The organism is uncultured Polaribacter sp. (assembly GCF_947500975.1).
Taxonomy (GTDB): Bacteria; Bacteroidota; Bacteroidia; order Flavobacteriales; family Flavobacteriaceae; genus Polaribacter.
Window position 1 is genome coordinate 105,734 of sequence record NZ_CANMUE010000011.1, and the last position, 24,547, is coordinate 130,280.

Annotated in this window: 18 protein-coding genes and 1 pseudogene; 11 read left to right on the top strand and 8 right to left on the bottom strand. The window is 29.5% G+C overall.

Annotated features, from left to right (window positions below; genetic code table 11):
* The first annotated feature begins 44 nt into the window (after nucleotides 1-44).
* From Q0733_RS12370 to ftsZ, 10 genes are all read left to right on the top strand, one after another.
* Nucleotides 45-2,006 (top strand): penicillin-binding protein, encoded by a 1,962-nt coding sequence (locus Q0733_RS12370; protein ID WP_298782592.1) that lies wholly within the window; start codon nucleotides 45-47, stop codon nucleotides 2,004-2,006.
* Between the two features lies 1 nt (nucleotide 2,007).
* Nucleotides 2,008-3,474 (top strand): UDP-N-acetylmuramoyl-L-alanyl-D-glutamate--2,6-diaminopimelate ligase, encoded by a 1,467-nt coding sequence (locus Q0733_RS12375; protein WP_298782594.1) that lies wholly within the window; start codon nucleotides 2,008-2,010, stop codon nucleotides 3,472-3,474.
* 2 nt (nucleotides 3,475-3,476) lie between these two features.
* Nucleotides 3,477-4,703, top strand: coding sequence for a phospho-N-acetylmuramoyl-pentapeptide-transferase (mraY, locus tag Q0733_RS12380; RefSeq protein WP_298782562.1), 1,227 nt, complete (start codon nucleotides 3,477-3,479; stop codon nucleotides 4,701-4,703).
* Nucleotides 4,704-6,038, top strand: a complete 1,335-nt coding sequence (murD, locus tag Q0733_RS12385; RefSeq protein WP_298782563.1) for a UDP-N-acetylmuramoyl-L-alanine--D-glutamate ligase — start codon at nucleotides 4,704-4,706, stop codon at nucleotides 6,036-6,038.
* A 120-nt stretch (nucleotides 6,039-6,158) separates the two neighbouring features.
* On the top strand, nucleotides 6,159-7,337 hold the full coding sequence (locus Q0733_RS12390) for an FtsW/RodA/SpoVE family cell cycle protein (protein ID WP_298782565.1): 1,179 nt from the start codon (nucleotides 6,159-6,161) through the stop codon (nucleotides 7,335-7,337).
* On the top strand, nucleotides 7,324-8,415 hold the full coding sequence (gene murG, locus Q0733_RS12395; RefSeq protein WP_298782567.1) for an undecaprenyldiphospho-muramoylpentapeptide beta-N-acetylglucosaminyltransferase: 1,092 nt from the start codon (nucleotides 7,324-7,326) through the stop codon (nucleotides 8,413-8,415). Before Q0733_RS12390 ends, murG begins: the two co-directional genes overlap by 14 nt.
* Nucleotides 8,412-9,755, top strand: coding sequence for a UDP-N-acetylmuramate--L-alanine ligase (gene murC, locus Q0733_RS12400; RefSeq protein WP_298782569.1), 1,344 nt, complete (start codon nucleotides 8,412-8,414; stop codon nucleotides 9,753-9,755). The genes murG and murC overlap by 4 nt, the downstream gene beginning before the upstream one ends.
* Nucleotides 9,752-10,477 (top strand): cell division protein FtsQ, encoded by a 726-nt coding sequence (locus Q0733_RS12405; protein WP_298782571.1) that lies wholly within the window; start codon nucleotides 9,752-9,754, stop codon nucleotides 10,475-10,477. The genes murC and Q0733_RS12405 overlap by 4 nt, the downstream gene beginning before the upstream one ends.
* 6 nt (nucleotides 10,478-10,483) lie before the next feature.
* Entirely contained in the window at nucleotides 10,484-11,824 is a 1,341-nt protein-coding gene (ftsA, locus tag Q0733_RS12410) for a cell division protein FtsA (RefSeq protein ID WP_298782573.1), read from the top strand.
* Nucleotides 11,825-11,905: 81 nt separating this feature from the next.
* The gene (gene ftsZ, locus Q0733_RS12415) at nucleotides 11,906-13,801 is read left to right on the top strand and encodes a cell division protein FtsZ (RefSeq protein WP_298782575.1); all 1,896 of its coding nucleotides are present in this window, start codon (nucleotides 11,906-11,908) and stop codon (nucleotides 13,799-13,801) included.
* A 413-nt stretch (nucleotides 13,802-14,214) separates the two neighbouring features.
* Here the strand turns inward: ftsZ and Q0733_RS12420 are convergent, their stop codons facing one another.
* Both Q0733_RS12420 and Q0733_RS12425 read right to left on the bottom strand, forming a co-directional pair.
* The gene (locus tag Q0733_RS12420) at nucleotides 14,215-15,402 is read right to left on the bottom strand and encodes a pyridoxal phosphate-dependent aminotransferase (protein WP_298782577.1); all 1,188 of its coding nucleotides are present in this window, start codon (nucleotides 15,400-15,402) and stop codon (nucleotides 14,215-14,217) included.
* Between the two features lie 25 nt (nucleotides 15,403-15,427).
* Nucleotides 15,428-16,519, bottom strand: coding sequence for an acyl-CoA desaturase (locus tag Q0733_RS12425; protein ID WP_298782579.1), 1,092 nt, complete (start codon nucleotides 16,517-16,519; stop codon nucleotides 15,428-15,430).
* Nucleotides 16,520-16,641: 122 nt separating this feature from the next.
* Between Q0733_RS12425 and rsmG the strand changes: the two genes are divergently transcribed.
* Nucleotides 16,642-17,271 carry a 16S rRNA (guanine(527)-N(7))-methyltransferase RsmG gene (gene rsmG, locus Q0733_RS12430; RefSeq protein WP_298782581.1) on the top strand — a complete coding sequence of 210 codons (630 nt, stop codon included), beginning with the start codon at nucleotides 16,642-16,644 and terminating at the stop codon, nucleotides 17,269-17,271.
* Between the two features lie 25 nt (nucleotides 17,272-17,296).
* Here rsmG and Q0733_RS12435 read toward each other — a convergent pair whose 3' ends face one another.
* The 6 genes and pseudogenes from Q0733_RS12435 to Q0733_RS12460 all read right to left on the bottom strand — a co-directional run.
* Nucleotides 17,297-19,747 carry a PEP/pyruvate-binding domain-containing protein gene (locus tag Q0733_RS12435; RefSeq protein WP_298782583.1) on the bottom strand — a complete coding sequence of 817 codons (2,451 nt, stop codon included), beginning with the start codon at nucleotides 19,745-19,747 and terminating at the stop codon, nucleotides 17,297-17,299.
* Nucleotides 19,747-20,214, bottom strand: coding sequence for a hypothetical protein (locus tag Q0733_RS12440; RefSeq protein WP_298782585.1), 468 nt, complete (start codon nucleotides 20,212-20,214; stop codon nucleotides 19,747-19,749). The genes Q0733_RS12435 and Q0733_RS12440 overlap by 1 nt, the downstream gene beginning before the upstream one ends.
* Nucleotides 20,215-20,261: 47 nt before the next feature.
* Entirely contained in the window at nucleotides 20,262-20,801 is a 540-nt protein-coding gene (locus Q0733_RS12445; RefSeq protein ID WP_367276317.1) for a hypothetical protein, read from the bottom strand.
* Between the two features lie 223 nt (nucleotides 20,802-21,024).
* Entirely contained in the window at nucleotides 21,025-21,942 is a 918-nt protein-coding gene (locus tag Q0733_RS12450; protein ID WP_298782588.1) for a glutaminase, read from the bottom strand.
* 122 nt (nucleotides 21,943-22,064) lie between these two features.
* On the bottom strand, nucleotides 22,065-23,759 hold the full coding sequence (lysS, locus tag Q0733_RS12455; RefSeq protein ID WP_298782590.1) for a lysine--tRNA ligase: 1,695 nt from the start codon (nucleotides 23,757-23,759) through the stop codon (nucleotides 22,065-22,067).
* A gap of 240 nt (nucleotides 23,760-23,999) precedes the next feature.
* A pseudogene (locus Q0733_RS12460) lies at nucleotides 24,000-24,458 on the bottom strand (DUF4407 domain-containing protein); the annotation flags it as partial.
* Between the last annotated feature and the right edge of the window lie 89 nt (nucleotides 24,459-24,547).

Consider the following 24,547-nt stretch of genomic DNA (forward strand, 5'->3'; position numbering starts at 1 on the left):
ATAAAAAAAACATACTAACCAAATTCTACATTGTAGCTGGTTTTATGACTCTTTTTTTGTTGGCTATTATTGTTAGAGTTGTAAATATTCAATACGCTCAAGGAGAAAAATACAGAAAACTTTCTACAGAATTAAATGTAAAAGAATTTACCATTCATGCAAACAAAGGAAATGTGTATGCTGCAGATGGAAATTTGTTGGCAACTTCAATGTCCAAATTTACCATAAGAATGGATGTGGTTGCTGTTGATAAAAAGATATTTGACAGTAATTTGGATGCTCTTTGTAAAGAGTTGTCAAAGATGTTTGGTAAGTCTAAAGGGTATTATCGAAATAAATTATTAACTGCTAAAAAGTTAAATAACCGATATTTATTTATTGCTAAAGATGTGGGTTATAATGATTACATCAAAATAAAGCAATTTCCAATTTTTAGATTAGGTGTTTATAAAGGTGGTTTTATAGCTGAGCATAAAACGGTACGTGCGCACCCAATTGGAAAAATTGCCGAACGTACAATTGGTTATGATGATTTTAGAGGAGAAGCTGGTATTGAGGGTGCTTTTGCAGATTTTATGGCTGGTGAAAATGGTTTACGTTGGAAAAGAAAAATTGCCAAAGGGCAGTGGAAACCAATTTCTGATGTAAATGAGAAAGAGCCAATTGATGGTCATGATGTTATTACAACAATAGATGTAAATGTACAAGATATTACACATCATGCTTTATTACGTCAGTTAGAGTATTTTGAAGCAGATCATGGTTGTGCTGTGGTTATGGAAACAGCAACAGGAGAGATTAAGGCAATTTCTAATTTAGGAAGAACATCAGAAGGAAAGTATTTCGAAAAAAGAAATTATGCAGTTTGGGAAAGCCATGAGCCTGGTTCTACTTTTAAACTAGCAAGTTTAATGGCGGCTTTAGAAGATAAAGTTATTGATACATCTACAGTTGTAGATACAGAAAGAGGAAAGATTTTTATTCATGGATCTAAAGTTGAAGACTCTAGAAGAGGTGGTTATGGAAAAATTTCTGCATCAAGAGTTTTTGAGGTTTCATCAAATGTAGGGATTGTAAAAATAATTAAAGAACATTATGATAATAAACCTCAAAAGTTTATCGATAAAATAGAAAAATATGGTTTTACAAAACCGATTGGTTTTCAAATTAAAGGCGAAGGAATACCAAGAGTACCAAAACCTTCTGATAAAAGTTGGAATAAAATATCTTTAGAATGGATGGCTTGGGGTTATGGAGTTTCTGTTACTCCAATGCAAACATTAATGTTTTACAATGCTGTTGCAAATGATGGAGTAATGGTAAAACCTCGTTTTGTTAAAGAATTAAGAAGAGAAGATAAAACAGAAAAGGTTTTTGAAATTGAAGTTGTAAACCCGAAAATAGCATCTAAAGAAACTTTAAAAAAGGTTAGAAAGGTGATGGAAAATGTAGTGATAAAAGGAACTGCGGACAATATTTATTCTTCCAATTTTTCTATGGCAGGTAAAACAGGAACAGCAAAAAAATATATCTCAAGACATAAAAATAATAAAGGGGAAATCGTAAAAGGACATTATTCAAATAAACATTATGTGGCTTCATTCGCAGGTTTTTTTCCGGCGGATAAGCCTAAATATTCTTGTATTGTGGTTATTCATGATCCGAAGAAAGAGAAAGGGTATTATGGTGCAACTGTTGCGGCGCCAGTATTTAAAACAATTGCTCAAAAAATTTATACAACAACGCCTGTAGATATTCAATCTGTAGATGATGAAATTGAATTTACTTCTTTAGAAAAGCAATATGCAAATCACAATAAATTCATAAGTAAAGAGTACAGTAAAGTGCCTAATGTTAAAGGAATGCCAGGAATGGATGCAGTTTCTTTACTCGAAAATATAGGGTTTAAAGTAAAATTCTTTGGAATTGGTAATGTCAATTATCAATCTATAAAAAGAGGAGAAAAATTAGTAAAAGGGTCAACAATTATTTTAAAACTTTCATAAACTGAAAAAATTAAAAGACATATTATATCAGGTTTCAATTAATCAAGTTTTTGGTAACACAAATATTGATGTAAATAACCTTGTTTTCGACTCTAGAAAAGTTGAAAAGGATGATGTTTTTGTAGCTCAAAAAGGTTTTACTGTTGATGGTCATTTATATATAGAAAAAGCAATTTTATTAGGTGCAAATACAATTATTTGTGAGGTTTTTCCTACAGATAAAAAAGAAGGTATTACCTATGTAGAAGTTGCAGATGCTAATGTTGCTTTGGCAATTATGGCGTCTAATTTTTATGATAATCCTTCTTCAAAATTACAATTAGTTGGAGTTACTGGTACTAATGGAAAAACAACTGTAGCATCGCTTTTATATCAATTATTTAAAAAAGCGGGCTATAAAGTAGGTTTATTATCAACTGTTAAAATTTTAGTTGATGAAACAGAATTTAAAGCAACACATACAACGCCAGATTCAGTAACAATTAATGGTTATTTGGACAAAATGCTCGAGGAAGGAGTTGATTTTTGTTTTATGGAAGTGAGTTCTCATGGAATTCATCAAAAAAGAACAGAAGGTTTAATTTTTGCTGGCGGAATTTTCACAAACCTTTCTCACGATCATTTAGATTATCATGAAACTTTTGCAGAATACAGAGATGTTAAAAAAGTGTTTTTTGATGGTTTACCAAAATCGGCTTTTGCATTGACAAATATCGATGATAAAAATGGAGGCTTTATGTTGCAAAATACAAAAGCAACAAAGAAAACATACGCTTTAAAAACGATTGCAAATTACAAAGCAAAAATTTTAGAAAAACAATTTTCTGGTACTTTATTAAACATTAATGGAACTGAAGTTTGGACGAAGTTAATTGGAGAATTTAACGCATATAATTTATTAGCAATTACTGCAACAGCAGAATTGTTAGGTTTAGAAAAATTACAAATTTTAACAATTTTAAGTGAGTTAAAAAGTGTAAGTGGGCGTTTTCAATACATTATTTCTGATGATGGAATAACAGCAATTGTAGACTACGCACACACGCCAGATGCTTTAAAAAATGTGTTAGAAACTATTAATGATATTAGAACTGGCAATGAAAAAGTAATTTCAATTGTAGGTTGTGGAGGTGATAGAGATGCAACAAAAAGACCAAAAATGGCGCATATTGCTTCGCAATTAAGTAACCAAGCAATTTTTACGTCTGATAATCCTAGAACAGAAAATGCACAAGCCATTATTGATGAAATGGAAGTGGGTGTTTCTCCTGAAAATTTCAAAAAAACTTTATCGGTTTTAGATAGAAGACAAGCGATTAAGACAGCTTGTAGATTCTCAGAAACTGGAGATATTATTTTAATTGCTGGTAAAGGACATGAAAATTATCAAGAAATAAACGGCGAACGTTTTTATTTTGATGATTTAGAAGAGGTTGCTAATTGTTTTAATCAATTAAAAAAGAATTAAGAATGCTGTATTATTTATTTGAATATTTAGAGAGTCAATTTAGTTTTCCTGGCGCAAGTGTGTTTCAATTTATCACATTTAGGGCGGCAGCAGCGTTTATTTTGTCTTTGTTGATATCTGCAATTTATGGTAAAAGAATTATTAATTTTTTAAGAAATCAACAAGTAGGAGAAACTGTTAGAGATTTAGGTTTAGATGGCCAAAAACAAAAATCGGGTACTCCAACAATGGGTGGAATTATCATCATTTTGGCAACTTTAATTCCTGCAGTTTTATTAGCGAAACTAGATAATATTTATATCGTAATTCTAATAATTACCACACTTTGGATGGGGTTTATTGGTTTTTTAGATGATTATATAAAAGTATTTAAAAAAGACAAAGCTGGTTTAAGCGGAAAGTTTAAGGTTTTAGGTCAAGTTGGTTTAGGATTGATTGTTGGTTCAATGCTTTATTTTAATGATGGTGTTACTATTAAAGAACAATTGCCGGTTGATCAGCAAGTGATTCAAGAAAATGGTAGAAAAAAGGTTTTTGGTGAAGCGCATAAGTCAACAAAAACAACAGTTCCTTTCTTTAAAGATAACGAATTGGATTATTCAAAAGCATTGAGCTTTTTAGGAGATGGTTATGAAAAATATGGATGGGTTGTTTTTATTTTTATTACGGTTTTTATTGTTACAGGAATTTCTAACGGAGCAAATTTAACTGATGGTATAGATGGTTTAGCAGCAGGTTCATCAGCTATAATTGTAATAACACTTGCGCTTTTTGCTTGGGTTTCTGGTAATATTATTTTTGCGGATTATCTAGATGTAATGTACATACCAAATTCTGGGGAAATGACCGTTTTTATACTGGCTTTTGCAGGAGCATTAATTGGGTTTTTATGGTATAATACCTATCCTGCTCAAGTTTTTATGGGCGATACAGGAAGTTTAACCATTGGAGGTATTATAGCAGTCATAGCAATTTCGATTCGTAAAGAATTATTGCTGCCAATCTTAGCAGGAATTTTTGTGATTGAAAATTTATCAGTAATCATGCAAGTTTCTTGGTTTAAATACACAAAAAAGAAGTTTGGTGAGGGAAGAAGAATATTTAGAATGTCTCCTTTGCATCACCATTATCAAAAATTAAGTTATCATGAAAGTAAAATTGTTGTTCGTTTTTGGATTGTTGGAATTCTATTAGCGGTTTTTACAATAGTTACCTTAAAATTAAGATAAATGAAAAGGTTGGTGATTCTTGGTGGAGGAGAAAGTGGAGTAGGCACAGCCATTTTAGGAAAACAAAAAGGTTATGAAGTTTTTGTATCTGATAAAAACGAGATATCAAAAAAATATAAAGAAGTTCTTTTACTTAACGAAATAGATTTTGAAGAGAAAAACCATACTGAAAGCAAAATTTTTGATGCTGACGTAGTTATGAAAAGCCCTGGGATTCCTGATAAGGTAGCGTTGATAAAAAAGTTGAAAGAAAAAGCAATTCCTGTAATGTCAGAAATTGAGTTTGCTGCCAAGTATACAAATGCAACAATTGTAGGAATTACAGGTTCAAACGGAAAAACAACAACAACATTATTAGCAAGTCATATTTTAAAAAAAGCAGGTTTAAATGTTGGAATGGCGGGTAATATTGGAGATAGTTTTGCTCAACAAGTTGCAGAGCAATCTTATGAAAACTATGTGTTAGAATTAAGTAGTTTTCAATTAGACGGAATTGAGAGTTTTAATAGTCATATAGCTATTTTAACAAATATTACACCAGATCATTTAGATAGATATGAGTATGATTTTAATAAATATATAGCTTCAAAATTTAGAATTACAAAAAATCAAACAGAAACCGATTATTTAATTTATGATGCTGATGATGAAGCAATCAATAATTGGTTAAAAAATAATAAAACTAAAGCAAAATTAGTGCCTTTTTCAATTGATAAAAAATTAGAATATGGTGCTTTTTTAGATGAAAAAACTATAATAATCAACATTAATAACGATACAATTAAGATGTCAATATCAACTTTATCTTTAAAAGGAAAACACAATACAAAAAATGCCATGGCAGCAGTTATGGCGGCCCAATTATTAAAAGTAAGAAAGCAAACAATTAAAGAAAGTTTAGAAGATTTTGAAGGCGCAGAACATCGCTTAGAAAATGTTGCGAAAGTTAGAGAGGTTGAATATATAAACGACTCTAAAGCTACAAATGTTAACGCAACTTTTTACGCTTTAGAATGCATGGATAAAACTACAGTTTGGATAGTTGGTGGTGTTGATAAAGGAAATGATTATAATGATTTATTACCATTGGTAAGAGAAAAAGTAAAAGCAATAGTTTGTTTAGGTGTAGATAACAATAAGATAAAAGCAACTTTTGATAATGTGGTAGATATTATTGTTGAAACTTCTGGCGCAGAAGAAGCTGTAAAAGTATCGCATAAATTGGCAGAAAAAGGAGATGCTGTTTTATTATCTCCAGCTTGTGCAAGTTTTGATTTGTTTGAAAACTATGAAGATAGAGGACGTAAATTTAAAAGAGCTGTAAGAAATTTATAAGAATGGTTAATGCCAATCTCTAAAAAGAATGGTTGTAAGATTAAAAGTTGTTAAGAAAAAAGTAAAAAAAAAGACAAAAATAAGAGGTTTCTTTTTGTTAGAGAGGGATTAGAAAAGTAAATGAATATATTACAATACATAAAAGGAGATAAAACCATTTGGGCTATTGTTGCTGTTTTGGCAATATTCTCATTTATGCCAGTTTATAGCGCAAGTACAAATTTGGTGTATGTAGTTGGTAATGGTTCTACTTTAGGTCATTTAGTAAAACATGTTGTTTTACTAATTATGGGTTTTGCTATTATTTATGGAGTACATAAAGTGCCTTATAGATATTTTTCGGGCGGATCAGTTTTAATGTTGCCTGTTGTAATTGTTTTGTTGATTTTTACATTAGCACAAGGAACAACAATTGGAGGAGCAAATGCAAGTAGATGGATTCGAATTGGAGGAATTGGTTTTCAAACATCAACCTTAGCTGGTTTGGTTCTAATGGTTTATGTAGCAAGGTATTTAGCTAGAAATAAAGAAAAGGAAATAAATTTTAAAGAAAGTTTATGGCAGCTTTGGTTGCCAGTTGCAGCAGTTTTAGTGTTGATTTTACCAGCAAATTTTTCAACAACAGCAATTATTTTTGCAATGATTTTAATGTTGGCTTTTATTGGGGGGTATCCAATAAAGTATATAGGGTTTATTTTGGGAGCAGGAATTGTAATGTTATCAATTTTTGTTTTAATAGCAAAAGCTTTTCCAGAAGCAATGCCAAATAGAGTTCAGACTTGGCAAAATAGAATCGAAAACTATTCTAATCCTGATAGTAAAGAAGATTATCAAGTAGAAAAAGCAAAAATTGCTATTGCTACAGGTGGTCCTGTTGGAGTTGGCCCAGGTAAAAGTGTCCAGAAAAATTTTTTACCGCAATCATCATCAGATTTTATTTTTGCAATAATTGTAGAAGAATATGGATTAATTGGTGGTTTTGTTATTGTGTCTATTTACTTTTTGTTAATGTTTAGAATTTTTGTTGTGATAAGGAAAACAACCACTATTTTCGGAACCTTATTGGTATTAGGTGTTGGACTTCCAATTATATTTCAAGCATCAATAAATATGGCAGTTGCCACAAATTTATTTCCAGTAACGGGGCAAACATTACCATTAATTAGTAGTGGTGGTACATCTATTTGGATGACTTGTTTTGCGCTTGGAATGATATTAAGTGTAAGCGCATCAAAAGAAGAAACTGAAGAAGATATTTTAGATGATAACCCTTTAGATATACTGCATGAAACCATATAATATTCTAATATCAGGAGGTGGAACAGGAGGTCATATTTATCCTGCAATTGCAATCGCAAACGAAATTAAGTTGCGTTTTCCAGATGCAAATTTTTTGTTTGTTGGCGCAAAAGATAAAATGGAAATGGAGAAAGTTCCGCAAGCTGGATATGAAATAAAAGGTTTGTGGATTTCTGGAATTCAGAGAAGATTAACTGTTGATAATTTATCATTTCCGTTTAAATTAATTAGTAGTTTAAATAAAGCGGGAAAGATTATTAGACAATTTAAGCCCGATGTTGCAATAGGTACAGGAGGTTTTGCAAGTGGGCCAACGTTGATAATGGCTAATAGAAAAGGGATTCCGACTTTAATTCAAGAACAGAATTCTTTTCCAGGAATTACAAATAAATTATTAAGCAAGAAAGCAAATAAAGTTTGTGTTGCTTATGATAATTTAGAGCGTTTTTTTCCGGCGGATAAAATAATAAAAACAGGAAACCCTGTTCGTCAAGATTTATTAAGCATCCATAGTAAAGTAGATGAAGGTAAAGAGTTTTTTACGTTAGATAAAACTAAGAAAACAGTTTTAGTTTTAGGTGGAAGTTTAGGAGCTAGAAAAATAAATCAGTTAATAGAAAGTAATATTGATTTTTTTAAAAATCAAGAAGTGCAAGTTATTTGGCAATGCGGTAAATTATATTTTGATGAATATAAGAAATACAATGAAATTGATAACATTCAAGTGCATCAATTTATCAATAGAATGGATTTAGCGTATGCTGCGTCTGATGTTATAATTTCTAGAGCAGGCGCAAGTTCTGTATCTGAATTATGTATTGTTGGTAAGCCAGTAATTTTTATACCGTCTCCAAATGTAGCTGAAGATCATCAAACAAAAAATGCAAATTCAATTGTAGAAAAGCATGCTGCAATTTTGCTAAAAGAAAATGAACTGGCTACTTTTCCTATTGTTTTTGAAACGTTGTTAAAAGATAAAGGCAAGCAAGAAAGTTTATCGGAAAATATTAAAGGATTAGCGTTGCCAAGTGCAACATCAGATATTGTAAACGAAATTGAAAAGCTATTAAAAAAGTGAATTTAAACAACATACATAACATTTATTTTGTTGGAATTGGTGGTATAGGTATGAGTGCAATTGCACGATATTTTGCTTTCAACGGAAAACAAGTTGCTGGTTATGATAAAACACCTTCTCAGATTACTGATGATTTAGAAACTTTAGGTGTTAAAATTCATTTTGAAGATGCAATAAAAAATATTCCTATTTCGTTTTTAAATAAAGATAAAACCTTGGTTGTTTACACGCCTGCTGTTCCAAAAAATCACGTTGAATTAAATTACTTTGTAAATAATAATTTTAAAGTTTTTAAAAGAGCAGAAATTTTAGGAAAAATCACAGAAACTACACTGTGTTTAGCTGTTGCTGGCACACACGGAAAAACGACCACTTCATCAATACTAGGGCATATTATGCAACCAAGTTTGGCAACCGCTTTTTTGGGTGGAATTGCAGAAAATTACAATTCAAATTTAATTTTAGGTGAAGATAAAATTAGCGTTGTTGAAGCAGATGAGTTTGATAGATCTTTCTTGCAATTATCTCCAGATATTGCTTGTATCACTTCTATGGATGCAGATCATTTAGATATTTATGGTGAGGCTGAAGCTTTACAAGAATCGTTTGTAGCATTCTCGCAAAAAGTTTCTAATACCCTAATTGTTGCAAAAGGTTTGCCTTTAAATGGTTTAACCTATGCGGTTGATGAAGAAGCAGATTATAAGGCTTTTAATTTAAAAATCGAAAGCGGAAAATATATTTTTGATGTACAAACTCCATCAGAAATTATTAAAAATATTGAGTTTCATCTACCAGGAAAACACAATGTAATGAATGCTTTAGCTGCATTGACAATTGCTCATGTTTATGGGGTTTCTCTTGAGAATGTAAAGAAAAGTTTATCAACTTTTAAAGGTGTTAAACGTAGATTTTCATATAAAATTAAAACAGAAAATTTTGTTTTGATTGATGATTATGCACATCACCCAACAGAAATAAATGCTGTAGAAAATTCTATTAGAGAAATGTATCCAGATGAAAAAGTGATGGTTGTTTTTCAGCCACATTTATTTTCTAGAACTAGAGATTTTTTAGATGATTTTGCAAATGCATTATCAAAATTTGATGAAGTTTTATTGCTAGATATTTACCCAGCAAGAGAGTTACCAATTACAGGCGTAAACTCTGAATTTTTGTTAAGTAAAATTGAGAATACGCATAAAAAAATGACTCAAAAAAAGAATCTTTTAAAAGATATTAAAAATTCCGATGTAAAAGTGGTAGCAATGTTAGGTGCGGGTGATATTGGAGTGATGATAAATGAAGTTACAAATCAACTTGTTAATTTTATAAAATGAAGTATAAAAGAGTTTTAAAATACTTGTTTTTTGTAGTATTGATGGTTGGTTTAGGCTTTTTATATAGTTTTACATCTAAAAGAAATTCTAATAAAAAAGTAAAAGAAATTATAGTAGAATTTGAAGAAGGAAACAATAATTTTTTAACCCATACAATGGTTGATAAATTGTTAATACAAAATAATGAAACAGTGAAAAACCAAGCAAAATCTGTATTAGATTTATACGGTTTAGAGAATAAGGTTCTAGAAAACCCATATGTAGAAAGTGCTTCTGTGTTTTTAACTATAGAAGGCATGTTGAAATCTATGGTAAAACAACGAACGCCTATAGCAAGAATTATAACAAAAAATAATTCTTATTATGTTGATAAACAGGGTGTAAAGATGCCTTTGTCGGATAGTTATTCAGCAAGAGTTTTGTTAGTTTCTGGAGTTGAAAATGATGATGAAATTAAAGTAATTTTACCTTTGATTGATGTCATTTTAACAGACAGTTTTTTGAAAAAAGAAATTGTTGGTATTCAAAAATTTGACAATAATGAGTTCGAATTTTCCGTAAGAAGTGGAAACTATAAAATTGATTTTGGAAAATTAGATAAAATTGATTTAAAATTTAAGAAATTAAAAGCGTTTTATAATAAAACATTTGAAGATAAAACGATTCAGAAGTATAAAAGAATTACAGTAAAGTATCACAACCAAGTTGTGTGCACAAAATAAATCAGAATGGAAGACAATAAAATAGCTGTTGGTTTAGATATTGGTACAACTAAAATTGTTGCCATGATTGGTCGTAAAAATGAGTACGACAAAATTGAGGTTATTGGTATTGGTAAAGCCAAAAGCTTAGGCGTAAAACGTGGTGTTGTAAGTAATATTACACAAACTATTCAATCTATTCAGCAAGCTGTTGATGAAGCAGAAAGTGTTTCTGGTATTAAGATAGAAAATGTAGTTGTAGGTATTGCTGGTCAGCATATTAGAAGTTTGCACCATAGTGATTATATTACAAGAAGTAACGCAGATGAAGTTATAGATGATGTAGATATTGAGAATTTAGTAAATCAAGTTCATAAGTTGGTCATGTTGCCAGGTGAAGAAATTATTCATGTATTACCTCAAGAATTTAAAGTAGATTCTCAAGCAGATATTAAAGAGCCAATTGGTATGTATGGCGGTCGTTTAGAGGCTAATTTTCATGTGGTTGTAGGTCAAGTTTCATCTATTAGAAATATAGGGCGTTGTGTAAAAAGTGCAGGTTTAGATTTAAGTGAAATTACTTTAGAGCCTTTAGCATCTGCATCTGCAGTATTAAGTCAAGAAGAAAAAGAAGCAGGTGTTGCATTGATTGATATAGGTGGTGGAACAACAGACTTAGCCATTTTTAAAGACGGAATTATTAGACATACGGCTGTAATACCTTTTGGAGGAAATGTAATTACTGATGATATAAAAGAAGGTTGTTCAATAATTGAAAAACAAGCAGAATTATTAAAAATAAAGTTTGGTTCAGCTTGGCCAGGAGAAAATAAAGAAACAGAAATTGTTTCAATTCCTGGGTTGAGAGGTAGAGAGCCTAAAGAAATTACGCTTAAAAATTTATCAAAAATTATTCATGCTAGAGTTCAAGAGATTATTGAGCATGTATATGTAGAGATAAAAAATTACGGGCATGAAACAGCTAAAGGAAAGTTAATTGCTGGAATTGTATTAACAGGAGGAGGTTCTAAACTTAATCATTTAAGACAGTTGGTTGAATATATTACAGGAATGGATGCTAGAATTGGATTTCCAAATGAACATTTAGCAGGAGATTCTGATGAAATATTATCAAGTCCATCTTATGCAACAGCAGTTGGTTTATTAATGGAAGGATTAAAGAAGCCTTTAAAAGAAGAGGAAGAGCAGAAAGAAGAGGTTTTAGAAACTATTGAAAACAACCCAGATGTTACGGTTAGTAATCCTGTTGAAGAAGTGATATCAAAAGAGAAAGAAAAACCTAGAAAGAAATCTTTTTTCGAGAAATTTACTGATGGATTAAAAGATTTTTTAGATAACGCAGAATAGATGTAAGTTGACAATTTTAGTTTAAAGTCAACCTTTAAAAAGAATATAAAACACAAACAATAAATAATTAGAAACGTTATTATGAGCGCAGAATTTGATAACATTTTATTTGACATGCCCAAAACACAATCAAACTCAATTAAAGTAATTGGAGTTGGTGGTGGAGGTAGTAATGCAGTAAATCACATGTTTACACAAAGTATTAAAGGTGTAGATTTTGTAATTTGTAATACTGATGCACAAGCTTTAGAAAATAGTCCAATACCTAATAAAATTCAGTTAGGAGTTAACTTAACATCAGGTTTAGGAGCAGGTGCAAATCCAGAAGTTGGTGCACAAGCAGCAAAGGAAAGTATGCAAGAAATTCAGCAAATGTTAAATACCCAAACTAAAATGGTATTTATTACTGCAGGAATGGGGGGTGGAACTGGTACAGGAGCTGCACCAATTATTGCAAAAATTGCAAAAGATATGGATATTCTTACTGTTGGTATTGTTACGATGCCTTTTCAGTTTGAAGGTAGAAGACGATCTGCACAAGCACAATTAGGAATTGATCAACTGCGCCAAAATGTAGATTCTTTAATTGTTATTAATAATAATAAATTACGTGAAGTTTATGGAAACTTAGGTTTTAAAGCTGGTTTTTCTAAAGCTGATGAAGTTTTATCTACGGCTTCTAAAGGAATTGCTGAGGTTATAACACATCACTATAAACAAAATATTGATTTACATGATGCTAAAACTGTACTTTCAAACAGTGGAACTGCAATTATGGGTTCTGCAAAAGAAGAAGGTGTAAATAGAGCTAAAAATGCTATTGTAAAAGCATTAGACTCTCCGTTATTAAATGATAATAAAATTACTGGAGCTAAAAATGTATTGTTATTAATTGTTTCTGGTTCTAATGAAGTTACACTTGATGAGATTGGAGAAATCAATGATTTTATTCAAGATGAAGCAGGTTATGATGCCAATATAATTATGGGTGTGGGTGAAGATTTAGAGTTAGGTGAAGCAATTTCTGTTACTATTGTTGCAACTGGTTTTGCTGCAGATCAACAGAGCACAATTACAAATACAGAGGTTAAAAAAATTGTTCATACTTTAGAAGACGAGCAAAAAGCTACTTATAATTTTACTGAAAAAACAATTACAAAATCGCCAACTTTAGATGAACCAATTTCTACTCCAGAAAATAAAATTGTTCATGTTTTAGAAGATACTATTGAAGATGATTTTAAGCCTAAACAAGATTTATCTACTATTTCTTCTTTACCAGCTAATAACGAAACAAATGTTGAAGAAAAAGATTTATTTAAGATTTCTGAAGAAGACTTTATTATAAACGATGTTGTTAAGGTTGAAGAAACAGCTGTTGAAAAAACAATTGAGTTTCAAGATGAATTATCATTTGATCTACCCTTAAATGCTGCTAAAGAAGCTAAAGCTGAAAATGAAGTTAGATTTTCTTTAGAGAATAGCAGTGAGGTAAATATTAATGAAATTGAAGTTTTTGGGGCTCAAGAAGTTGTAGATCAAGTAAAAGAAACACGTTATGTTTTAGAAGATTTTAAAGCAGAACCTACAATAGGTAAAAGCTCTAGTTTAAGAGAGGTTAAAGAAGAGGAAGAAGAAATTGTTTTTGAGCTTAAAACAGCCAAGTCTCAAGCTGATGATGCCAAAGAAATGAGTAGTGGTGATAGTGAAGAAGTTTCTCCGTTAAGTTTAACAATTACTGAATTGCAAAAAAGGGCTGAGGAAAGAAGAAAAAAAATGAAAGGTTTTAATTATAAGTTTAATGATCAGTTAAACAAAAATATTGATGAAATTGAGCGTCAACCAGCATACAAGAGATTGGGTGTGGATTTAGATGCAAATGAATCTATTAGTAAAAATAAGACCTCTATTAAAACTGAAGATGATTCTTTAGATTTTAAGTCTAATAATTCTTTTTTACATGATAATGTAGATTAGTTTTAAAACTAATAAAGTAAAAAAATCACATCTTTTTTGATGTGATTTTTTTACTTTTAAGAACTTTTATATTTTTTTCTGATTGATTTGTTGATTTTTAGTCTGTATCAAGGTTTTTTATTGTTAGTTTAAAGTATGTAATCAATTAAACTAAATTATTATATAAAATCAACACACTAACATACGCAACACCAATAGAAAGAGGAATTTTAACATCTGCTTACAAAAGTGAAATAAGACAGCATGTTATTAAGATAAAAAGAGAATCGTTATCATAAGTAAAATCTTTTTATATTTAATAATTCTTCAATTTAAAGAGTGTTATTATTTGTGATTGCTATTTTAATGATTAATTTATAACAAAAAAACTCACAGTAAAACTGTGAGTTTTATAAAATGTATTAAAAGAGGTTTTAATTTAAAGCTTCTTTTATTCTTTTAATAGCTTCTCTAATTTGTAATTCAGAAGCAGCATAAGATAATCGAATACAATTAGGAGATCCGAAAGCATCACCAGTAACAGTTGCTACATTTGCTTTTTCTAATAAAAATAAAGAAAAATCACTAGCATTTTCGATTTTTACACCATCTATTGTTTTACCAAAGAAATCAGAAATGTCAGGAAAAACATAAAAAGCACCTTCTGGTACATTTACTTTAAACCCGTCTATTTCTTTTAATAAACCAATTACAATATTTCTACGAGTTTTAAACTCGTCTACCATATATTGTATTTTATTTACAGGCGCTAAAACAGCAGTAATTGCAGCTCTTTGTGCAATACAGTTTGCACCAGATGTAATTTGTCCTTGCATTTTATTACAAGCTTTAGCAATCCATTGTGGTGCACCAATGTAACCAATTCTCCATCCAGTCATAGCAAATGCTTTTGCTAATCCGTTTACGGTAATAGTTCTGTCATACATGCTTTCTATGGCTGCAAAACTAAATGGTTTAGCATCATAATTGATGTGTTCATATATTTCATCAGATAAAATATATATCTGAGGATGTTTTTCTAAAACAGCTGCCAATGCTCTATATTCTGCTTCACTATAAATAGTTCCACTTGGATTGTTTGGAGAGTTAAAGAAAATCATTTTTGTTTTTGGAGTAATAGCTGCCTCTAATTGTGCTGGTGTAATTTTAAAATCAGTATCAATAGAAGAAGGAATTTCTACATAAGTTGCTTCACATAAAGTAGTTATTGCAGAATAACTAACCCAATAAGGTGTAGGTAAAATTACTTCATCACCTGGATTTAATAATACTTGAGCAATATTTGCAATAGATTGTTTTGCGCCAGTAGAAACTACAATTTGATTTGGGGTATATACCAAATCATTATCGCGTTTAAATTTAGTACAAATTGCTTCTTTTAACTCAGCATAACCATCTACAGGTGTATAAGAGTTGTAATTTTGATTAATTGCTTCAATAGCAGCGTCTTTAATGAAATCTGGTGTATTAAAATCTGGTTCTCCCAAACTTAAACCAATAATATCTTTTCCTTCTGCTCTTAATTCTCTTGCTTTAGCAGCCATTGCTAAAGTTTGAGAAACAGGTAAACTGTTAATTCTGTCCGATAATGGATTTGTCATTTTGCTGTTAATTGTTGTGTTCTTGTTATGCTAATTCAGGTTTTTTTCCTAAAACACCTAAATGTTTAAAGTGTTCTATAATTGCTTTACGCATTGTTGCGTACTCATTATAAGGCAAGTTAAATTCTTTAGCCGTTTCTTTTACAATTTTAGCTAATTTGCCATAATGTACATGAGAAATGTGAGGGAAAATATGATGTTCAACTTGATGATTTAAACCACCTGTATAGAAATTTACTAAACTATTACTAGGTGCAAAGTTAGATGTTGTGTATAATTGATGGACTGCCCAAGTATGCTCTAGATTTCCTTCTTTATCAGGAATTGGCATTTCTGTATTTGGAACAATATGTGCCAATTGAAAAACTAAACTTAAAATCATACCTGCTGTATAATGCATTACAAAAAAGCCAATAAAAACTTTCCACCAAGCGATGTCTAAAACTGCAATTGGTAAAACAATCCAAAGTGAATAATAAGCAATTTTAGAGATTACTAATTTTGTCCATTCTGTTGCTGGATTAGGGAATTTACCATAAGATAATTTACTTTTTAAATAGCGGTGCATTTGTTTAATATCAGTTGTAATAGCCCAATTAATAGTTAATAATCCATACAAGAAAATAGAATAATATTTTTGAAGTTTATGAATTTTCATCCATTGTGCATGTTTAGAAAAACGAATAATTCTACCAGCGTCTATATCCTCATCATGTTCTATAACATTCGTAAATGTATGGTGTAAAACATTGTGTTGCACTTTCCAATTATAAACATTTCCTGCAAGAATATAAATGCTACTTCCCATTAATTTGTTTACCCATTTTCTTTTAGAAAAAGATTCATGGTTAGCATCATGCATCACGTTCATACCAACACCTGCCATTCCAATTCCAGTAACAACCATTAACAAAGTCATAACCCATTGAGGCATAGAAATTGTTAAGATTAAAATAAATGGAACTAAAAATATTGAAAACATAATAATTGCTTTTGTATACAATTTCCAGTTTCCAGTTCTTTTTATATTATTTTCTTTAAAGTAAGAGTTGACTCTTTTATTTAAAGTTCTAAAGAACTTTACTTTATCTACTCTTGAAAAATTTATTGTTTTCATATATTATGATATAATAATGCAAAAATATGCTATTTAAAATAGCTTTATATAATAAACGTCAACTTTTGTTAAGAATTGTCTCTTTGAAATATCTATTTTTGCACTTCTAATATATATTATTGATGGAAATTATACACAAGTATTTTAAAAATTTATCTAAAATCCAAATCGAACAGTTTTCTAAATTACAAGAATTATATAAAGACTGGAATTTAAAAATTAATGTTGTTTCTAGAAAAGATATTGATGAATTGTACTTGCGTCATGTTTTACATTCTTTAGGAATAGCAAAAGTAATGTCTTTTAAACCTGAGTCTAAAGTTTTAGATGTAGGTACAGGTGGAGGTTTTCCAGGAATTCCTTTAGCAATTTTATTTCCAGAAACACAGTTTCATTTGGTAGATTCTATTGGTAAAAAAATAAAGGTTGTTAATGAAGTTGTTGCAGGATTAGGTTTAGAAAATGTAAAAACTACTAACGGTAGAGTAGAGGAGGTAAAAGATAGGTATGATTTTATTGTGAGTAGAGCTGTAGCACAAATGGAAACTTTTGTTGGTTGGACAAAAGGTAGAATTGCGAAAAAACAAAACCATGATTTAAAAAATGGAATTCTATATTTAAAAGGAGGTGATTTAACTGAAGAATTAAAACTGTATACATCTGCTACTATTTATAATTTACCAGATTATTTTGATGAAGATTTTTTTGAAACAAAAAAGGTTGTTCATTTAGCAATGAAGTTTAAAGGGTGATTTTTTATTAGAATTTTAAGTAAAATCAATAAGGTCTAGCTTGTTTTATATATATCTTCCTATAATCTATAGTTGAGTCTACTTTAAACTCTATATCTAAACCGAAATTTTTATAGTCACAGCTACAATCATAAACTTTGCTATAAAAATAAACGTTGATAATTGAAAGATAATCACCTAGTTGATATAATTCTTCATCGGACAAAACATGTTCTGAAGTGTCTGTGACTACATTAGAAAAAGTATTATATTCCAATGTATATCTATTATTATTAGATGAAAATGTATAAATAATCACCTGGTCATGAATAACACCAGGGTCAGGATCAACAACACTAATCTCTTTAAATTGAACATTTACAACAAATCCATGGTTTCGGTTGAAAATATTTTTTGTAATTACAACACCGTTCGCATCTTCATCTGGGAAAGATCGATGTACTAAAATTCCCATTGCTGCAGATAAATGATTGATTTTAAAATAATCTCTTTCTTCATAAGCAGGAAAATTCCATAAACTTGCCCAAACTTTTTTAATAGCTTCTGAAGGCGTTTTTTTATCATTGTTTAATTTTCCTGAATAAGAACTATATAAGCCGGCACCATTAAAACCATCTAGATCTTCAGCGTTGGTAGAGGAACGAAAACGATAACTAGTAAATCTATTATCAGTAGTTATTTTGTTTAAAATATTAGTTAATAATGCTTCGTCTAAGGGAGAGTTAATAATACTATCACGAATTTTATTTAATATGGTTTTCCTAAATACTGAACTTGTTTTAAATTGTGGTAAATCTAAAGTAGTTTCAATATAGGTGTCTATACCATTTTTTATAAGATGTTCATTGTAGTAATAAAAAGGAATAGCAAAATAATTTTCTGGAACAGGCGCACTTTTATTTTCATTTTTAAAAGCTTTTAAAATTTCGGCAAAGTTTGCTGCTTTACCGCCAATTTTATTTACATCATTAATAGATGCATTTTCTAGTTCAAATATACCATAATCATTAACATCTTTTTCTAGTGTTATGGTATCTTTAGGTTCATTTTCGGTCCAAAAAATAGTAGCCTCTTCTAACGTGGCTTTTCTTATTTTATAGGAATCTGTAGCTACATTTAAATACACTAATTCTCCATCTAAATCATTTAAAACGGTTTCCTCAAAAGCACTTTTTAAAGCCATGTTTGGTGTGCCTCTATTGTGGCTTAAAACATTTATATGACTTAAAGGGCTTTGAAATTCTGTAGTAATAATTCCAGCAATTACAGGGATTTCCATAGGAATTCCGTTTGTTACAACAATATTATTTTTTTTGAGTTCTGTTGTAGCTATGTCATTTATTTCTATTTTTTTTAAATATCCATAACCTTCACTTATATTTAAAGCCTGATAATTTTGACCTTCATACAATTCATTTGCACCAATTATAGGAATATCGGTACAATTTATCCATAAACTATTTGTTGTATAAAAATATAATTTATCTCTTAAATAAGAGCTTTGTAAAATTTTATGATACAACTTATAAGCATCTTCACAAGTAGCTTCATCAGAAGCAAAAAATTCAAAAGTATATATGTCTAATTCTTTAAAGTAATTGATTGTAATTGGGTATAAATAACGATTAGGATTATTAGTGTACTGCTCATGACTAAATTGATTATTTGTATAAGAATAATCTAATTGTTCAAATGAAAATGTATAATGTAAATCGTATTTTTTAGTATTAATATAATAGATTGTATTTTTTTTGCTATCAAAAATTGCTTTTACAGATTCAATACCACTTAAATGTGTTTTTGAAGGTTGATGTGCAAGCATTTCAAAAGCATTTTCATCAATTAATTCTTCAAAGTAATTTAAATTTTTATATTCATGTTTTAAAAGTTTTATTCCAATTTTATTATATAAACGATAATCAGTTAAAGCTAATTTTCTTTCAAAAAAGTTTTCTTTTGAGAAAAAAATTGAATCTGTTTTTTCAATAGAATTTTTACTGTTATTTATTAATGTAGATACTAGATGTTGATTAGATGACAGAAATAACCTATAAGTGTAATTACCTTTTGGAGAATGAATTTTTATAAAATAACTTCCACTTGCTAAATTTTGTAAAGAGATATTATCTCTTTCAAAAATATTGTCTTTTTGATAGATTATCTTTCCTTGAGTATTATATATGTATATATTAAATGTTGTATTAAAGAAACTAAGGAGTGTATTTTCTTTTATCAAAAAATAACCTTTAAAATCTTTTGTGTTTTCTTCAGGGTTTATTTTTAGATAGAAGTATCCTTTAGAATTACTTGTATAAAATGTAGGCGAATTTTTAAGTTGAACCTTAACATTTTCTAATGGGGTATTAGAAACTACATCAGAAATTACTCCATGAATAGGGGTTTGTGTATACGATTCTTTTGAGTGTAAAAAAAAATATAGAATAATAAGAAAGAGGGTAGTATGTTTTCTTTTCATTAATTTATTAATTCAAATTTTGAAATATTATCATAATAATCACCTTCAATAAAAACAATATAATCTTCTCTAAAAAAGAATTCATCAATCAAAATTTCTTTTGTTATGATAGGTTGTGTTTCACAAATATAAGTGAGTATAATTTTTTTTTCTTCAACTAAATAAGTACCGTTACTACTTGCACAATCTGTTATATCTTTATTGGATGTAAAAGTACCATCGTCTAAAAAAGTATATGTATCACTATAATTAATGTTTATTGGAGACCATGAAGAAGGTGCTTCACCGCCAAATGTTTCCCAAGTATGTGTTTCTTGCCATTGTCCAACTAGAGAGCCTGAGTTTATTTGAATGCCTGATCCTGAATCTTCTCTAAAATCTTCTTGATCATCATAAGTTTTAAAAAGGTTACTACAAGAAGATAATAGCACAGTTATTATTAAACAATAAAAAAGTTTAAATTTCATAATTTTTTTTATCAAATATAATTAAACATTTTTATTCAATCATAAAATCAGCAGATTATCATCAATCGTTTTTCTCCATTTCTTTCTTTAGGAGCACGATGAATACAAGGAATAACTTTACTTTCTGGGTGGTCAATTGCCAACTTCCATAAATGACCAATACCTAAGTTAATTGTTTGTGTATTTGGCTTTGGTTGGTAATGTAAATCAAAAAAGTGATCACTTAAAAAGGATTTAAAACCTTCTTCATCACTTTTACCATATAATTTTTTTAGTTCAGCACGAATCTCAGGAATCAATATTTTTTGTGTGGCTTCTGAATTAGGTATAATATCACTAGCAGTACCATGATAAGTACATAAAAAAGTATCAGCTGCTATAGGAGAACGATCTATATGAAAAGAATAAACATCCGTTGGAAAAAATGGGTAAGAATCATCTTTCTCATAAGATTTGATTATATTTAGTGTTGGAGACGTTCCTTGAGCTTTTAATAAATTTAAGTCATTTAAAAGAATTGTACGAGCAAGTTGACCTTGTTTACTTAATTGAAGTTCACGCAATTCTTCTTGATGAATCTCTGCCATATTTTCTATTATAGCAATCTTATCAATAATTTCAGAAAAATCACCTATTAGTTTACGGTTCCAACAAATTGCATTAATTTTTCCTTGAAATGGAGTTGAAATAAGTTCCTGAAAACTTTTTACATTTTGTATTTGATACTCATTTTGAGATAAATTAATCATTATAATTTATGACTTTAATATTAGTGTTTTAATGATTACTTATAAGATTTAACGAAGTATTTTAAAAAATAGAAGAAGTTGTTTTAGATGTAAACTTCTCTAAAAACAACATTCCTTTATAAGAATTTCCTTTTTCATTTAATTTGGGACTCCAAACAGTTATACAATATTTGTCTGGATGAATAGCAACAATACCACCACCAACGCCACTTTTACCTGGTAAACCAACTTTAAAAGCAAACTCTCCAGATTCATCATAAAAACCACAGGTAAGCATAATGGCATTAATTCTTTTTGCTTGACTTTTTGTAATTACTCGTTCTCCTTTACGTGTAGTAAAATTATCATCAGCTAAAAAAAGAAATATTTCAGAAATTTCTTTAGAGTTCATTTCTATTGAACAGATATGAAAGTAAAAGTCTAAAACATCATCAACATTGTTTTTTATGTTTCCAAAAGATTTTATAAAGTTAGTGAGCGCAATATTTCTAAAGCCAGAATCTTTTTCTGATTGTGCTACTTTTTTGTTATAATTTAAAGTAGAGTTGTCAGAAATGTCTTTACAGAATTTTAAGAAATCTTCTTTTGGGTTTTTAAGATGGCTAAATAGGATATCACAAACTACGATTGCACCAGAATTTATAAATGGATTTCTTGGTTTTCCAAGGTCAGACTCTAATTGTAATAATGAATTAAAAGGGTTTCCTGATGGCTCAACATCAACTCTTTCCCATAGTTTTTCGCCTTCTAATTTGTAAGCTAATGTTAATGAAAGAATTTTAGAAATACTTTGAATAGAAAATTTTTTATCAAAATCACCAACACCAAAACCTTCTTTGTTGATTGTAGAAATATGTACACTAAAATTATCAGCCTTTACAAATGCTAATTCAGGAATATAATTGGCTACTTTACCAATATCATTTACCTTTTTTACATCAGAGTAAATTTCTTTAATTATATTTTTATAGTTTTCCATTGATGTTTTGTCATAATTAGTGATAACAAACGTATTCGAAATTTTACTATAAAACAAATCAAATAAAAAAGGAATTACAGCAATGTAATTCCTTTTTTTATATAATATTTTAAACTAAAGTTTTACAAAGCTTCCACAAACAAACCTTCGTCAGTTTTAGAAACTTTGGCAACATCTTTTTTGGTTAAACCTTTAATGGTTTTATCCCATTTTTTATTAGAAAGACCAGATTGAACTTTTAAAGTATTTAAATCTATTTTTTCTGCCTTTGTAATAATTGCTAAAACCGCTTTTTCTTCATCGTTTAACTCAATGGAAGGTGCTTTCTTTTCAGGGCGCATCTGCGGAAAGAAGAGTACTTCTTGTATGGATTGATTATTGGTTAAGAACATAATTAACCTATCCATTCCAATTCCCATTCCTGATGTAGGTGGCATACCGTATTCTAAGGCACGTAAAAAGTCTTCATCAATAAATTCAGTAGCTTCATCATCACCTTTTTGAGCTAATTTTAATTGGTGTTCAAAACGCTCACGTTGGTCAATTGGGTCATTTAATTCAGAATAAGCATTTGCAATTTCTTTACCACAAACCATTAACTCAAAACGCTCTGTTAATTCTGGGTTGTCTCTATGTTCTTTACAAAGTGGAGACATTTCTTTAGGATAATCGGTAATAAAAGTTGGCTGAATGTAATTTCCTTCACATTTTTCACCAAAAATTTCATCAATTAATTTTCCTTTACCCATGGTTTCATCCACAGGAATATTCATAGATTTAGCAGCTTCTCTAATTTCATCTTCTGTTTTTCCATTAATGTCAAAACCAGTAAAATGTTTAATAGAATCTGCCATTGTAACTCTTGCATATGGTGCCTTAAAATCTATTTTATGTTCGCCAAAAGTAGCTTCTGAAGTTCCGTTTACAGCAATTGCACAATGCTCTAAAAGTTGCTCGGCAAAATCCATCATCCAATTGTAATCTTTGTAAGAAACATAGATTTCCATGGCTGTAAATTCTGGATTATGAGTTCTATCCATTCCTTCATTTCTAAAGTTTTTAGAAAACTCATAAACACCATCAAAACCACCAACAATTAGTCTTTTTAAATACAACTCGTTAGCAATTCTCATATATAAAGGAATGTCTAAAGAATTGTGATGTGTAATAAATGGTCTTGCAGCAGCACCTCCAGGAATTGGTTGTAAAACTGGGGTTTCAACTTCAAAATAACCAGCATCATTAAAAAAAGAACGCATGGCGTTAAATAGTTTTGTTCTTTTAATAAACACTTCCTTTACGTGTGAGTTTACCACTAAATCTGCATAACGTTGTCTGTATCTTAACTCAGGATCTGTAAAAGCATCATAGGTTACACCATCTTTAACCTTTGGCATTGGTAAAGGTTTTAAAGCTTTACTTAGTAACTTAAAGTTTTTTACTTTTACTGTTTTTTCTCCAACTTTAGTTGTGAATAATTCACCTTCTATACCAACAAAATCTCCTAAATCTAGTAATTTTTTAAAAACATCATTATACAGAGATTTATCTTCACCTGTACAAATTTCATCACGATTAAAATATACCTGAATTCTACCTTCACCATCTTGTAATTGTGCAAAAGAAGCTTTACCCTGTATGTTAATAGCCATTAATCTACCAGCAATAATTACCTGTTTGTTTTCAGCATAATCTTCTTTTATTTCTTTTGAATTTGAATTGATTGGAAATAAATCTGCAGGATAAGGATTAATACCTAAATCTCTCAATTTAGTTAGCTTTTCTCTTCTTACAACTTCTTGTTCTGATAATTGCATTTGATGTATAAATTAGTGATGTTTATTAAAGCCTACAAAGATACAATCATTGCATAAATTAACAATTATTAAAATAACAAAAAAACAAGTATTTATTTGCAGATATTTAAATTCATTGTATATTTGCAGGCTACTTTTTGTTAGAGTAGCATTTAGTTGTGTTGTTTTGTCACTTTCATAAAAGTGTCATGGTTTTGTTAACCAATGGAAAGCTTCCCTTAGATGGGACGCTTTTTTTGTTTATAACATTTTTTGTTGTTTTTTATAGAAAGAATCTGCTTGTAGCTTCATTAAATCTCTAGCAATTTTTTGTTTGTAAGTGTATAACTCTTCTTCTTCTGAAATATCTTTGTAAACTTTAGTATCAATAATAATATCAGCTTTTAACATTTGTTCTCTTTGATGAACTTGTTGCTGTACCCATGTTTTTATTGCAGTTTCTTGGTCTTCTAATTTAAAATCATATTCTCCTTTTGATGCTAATAATTTTGCAATTATAGGAGATGTTTCTATAGTTAAAAACAATAAAAATATAAAAAATGACGGTAGCCAAGGTAATTTACCAAGCGCGTTTATTCTTGATATTAACCCATCAAAATTAGAAATAATAGGCTGTGTTTTTGTTTCTAATAATTTTTGATTTTCAATTAATGTAGCAATTGCTAACTCTTTGTCTTTTATTTTTTTTGTATTGTCTTTTTTTAACTGATTCCTCTATTCAAGAACTTAACGCAACAAATCTAAATTAATAGATTTGTAATAATGATAAGAAAAAAGAATAGAAGATT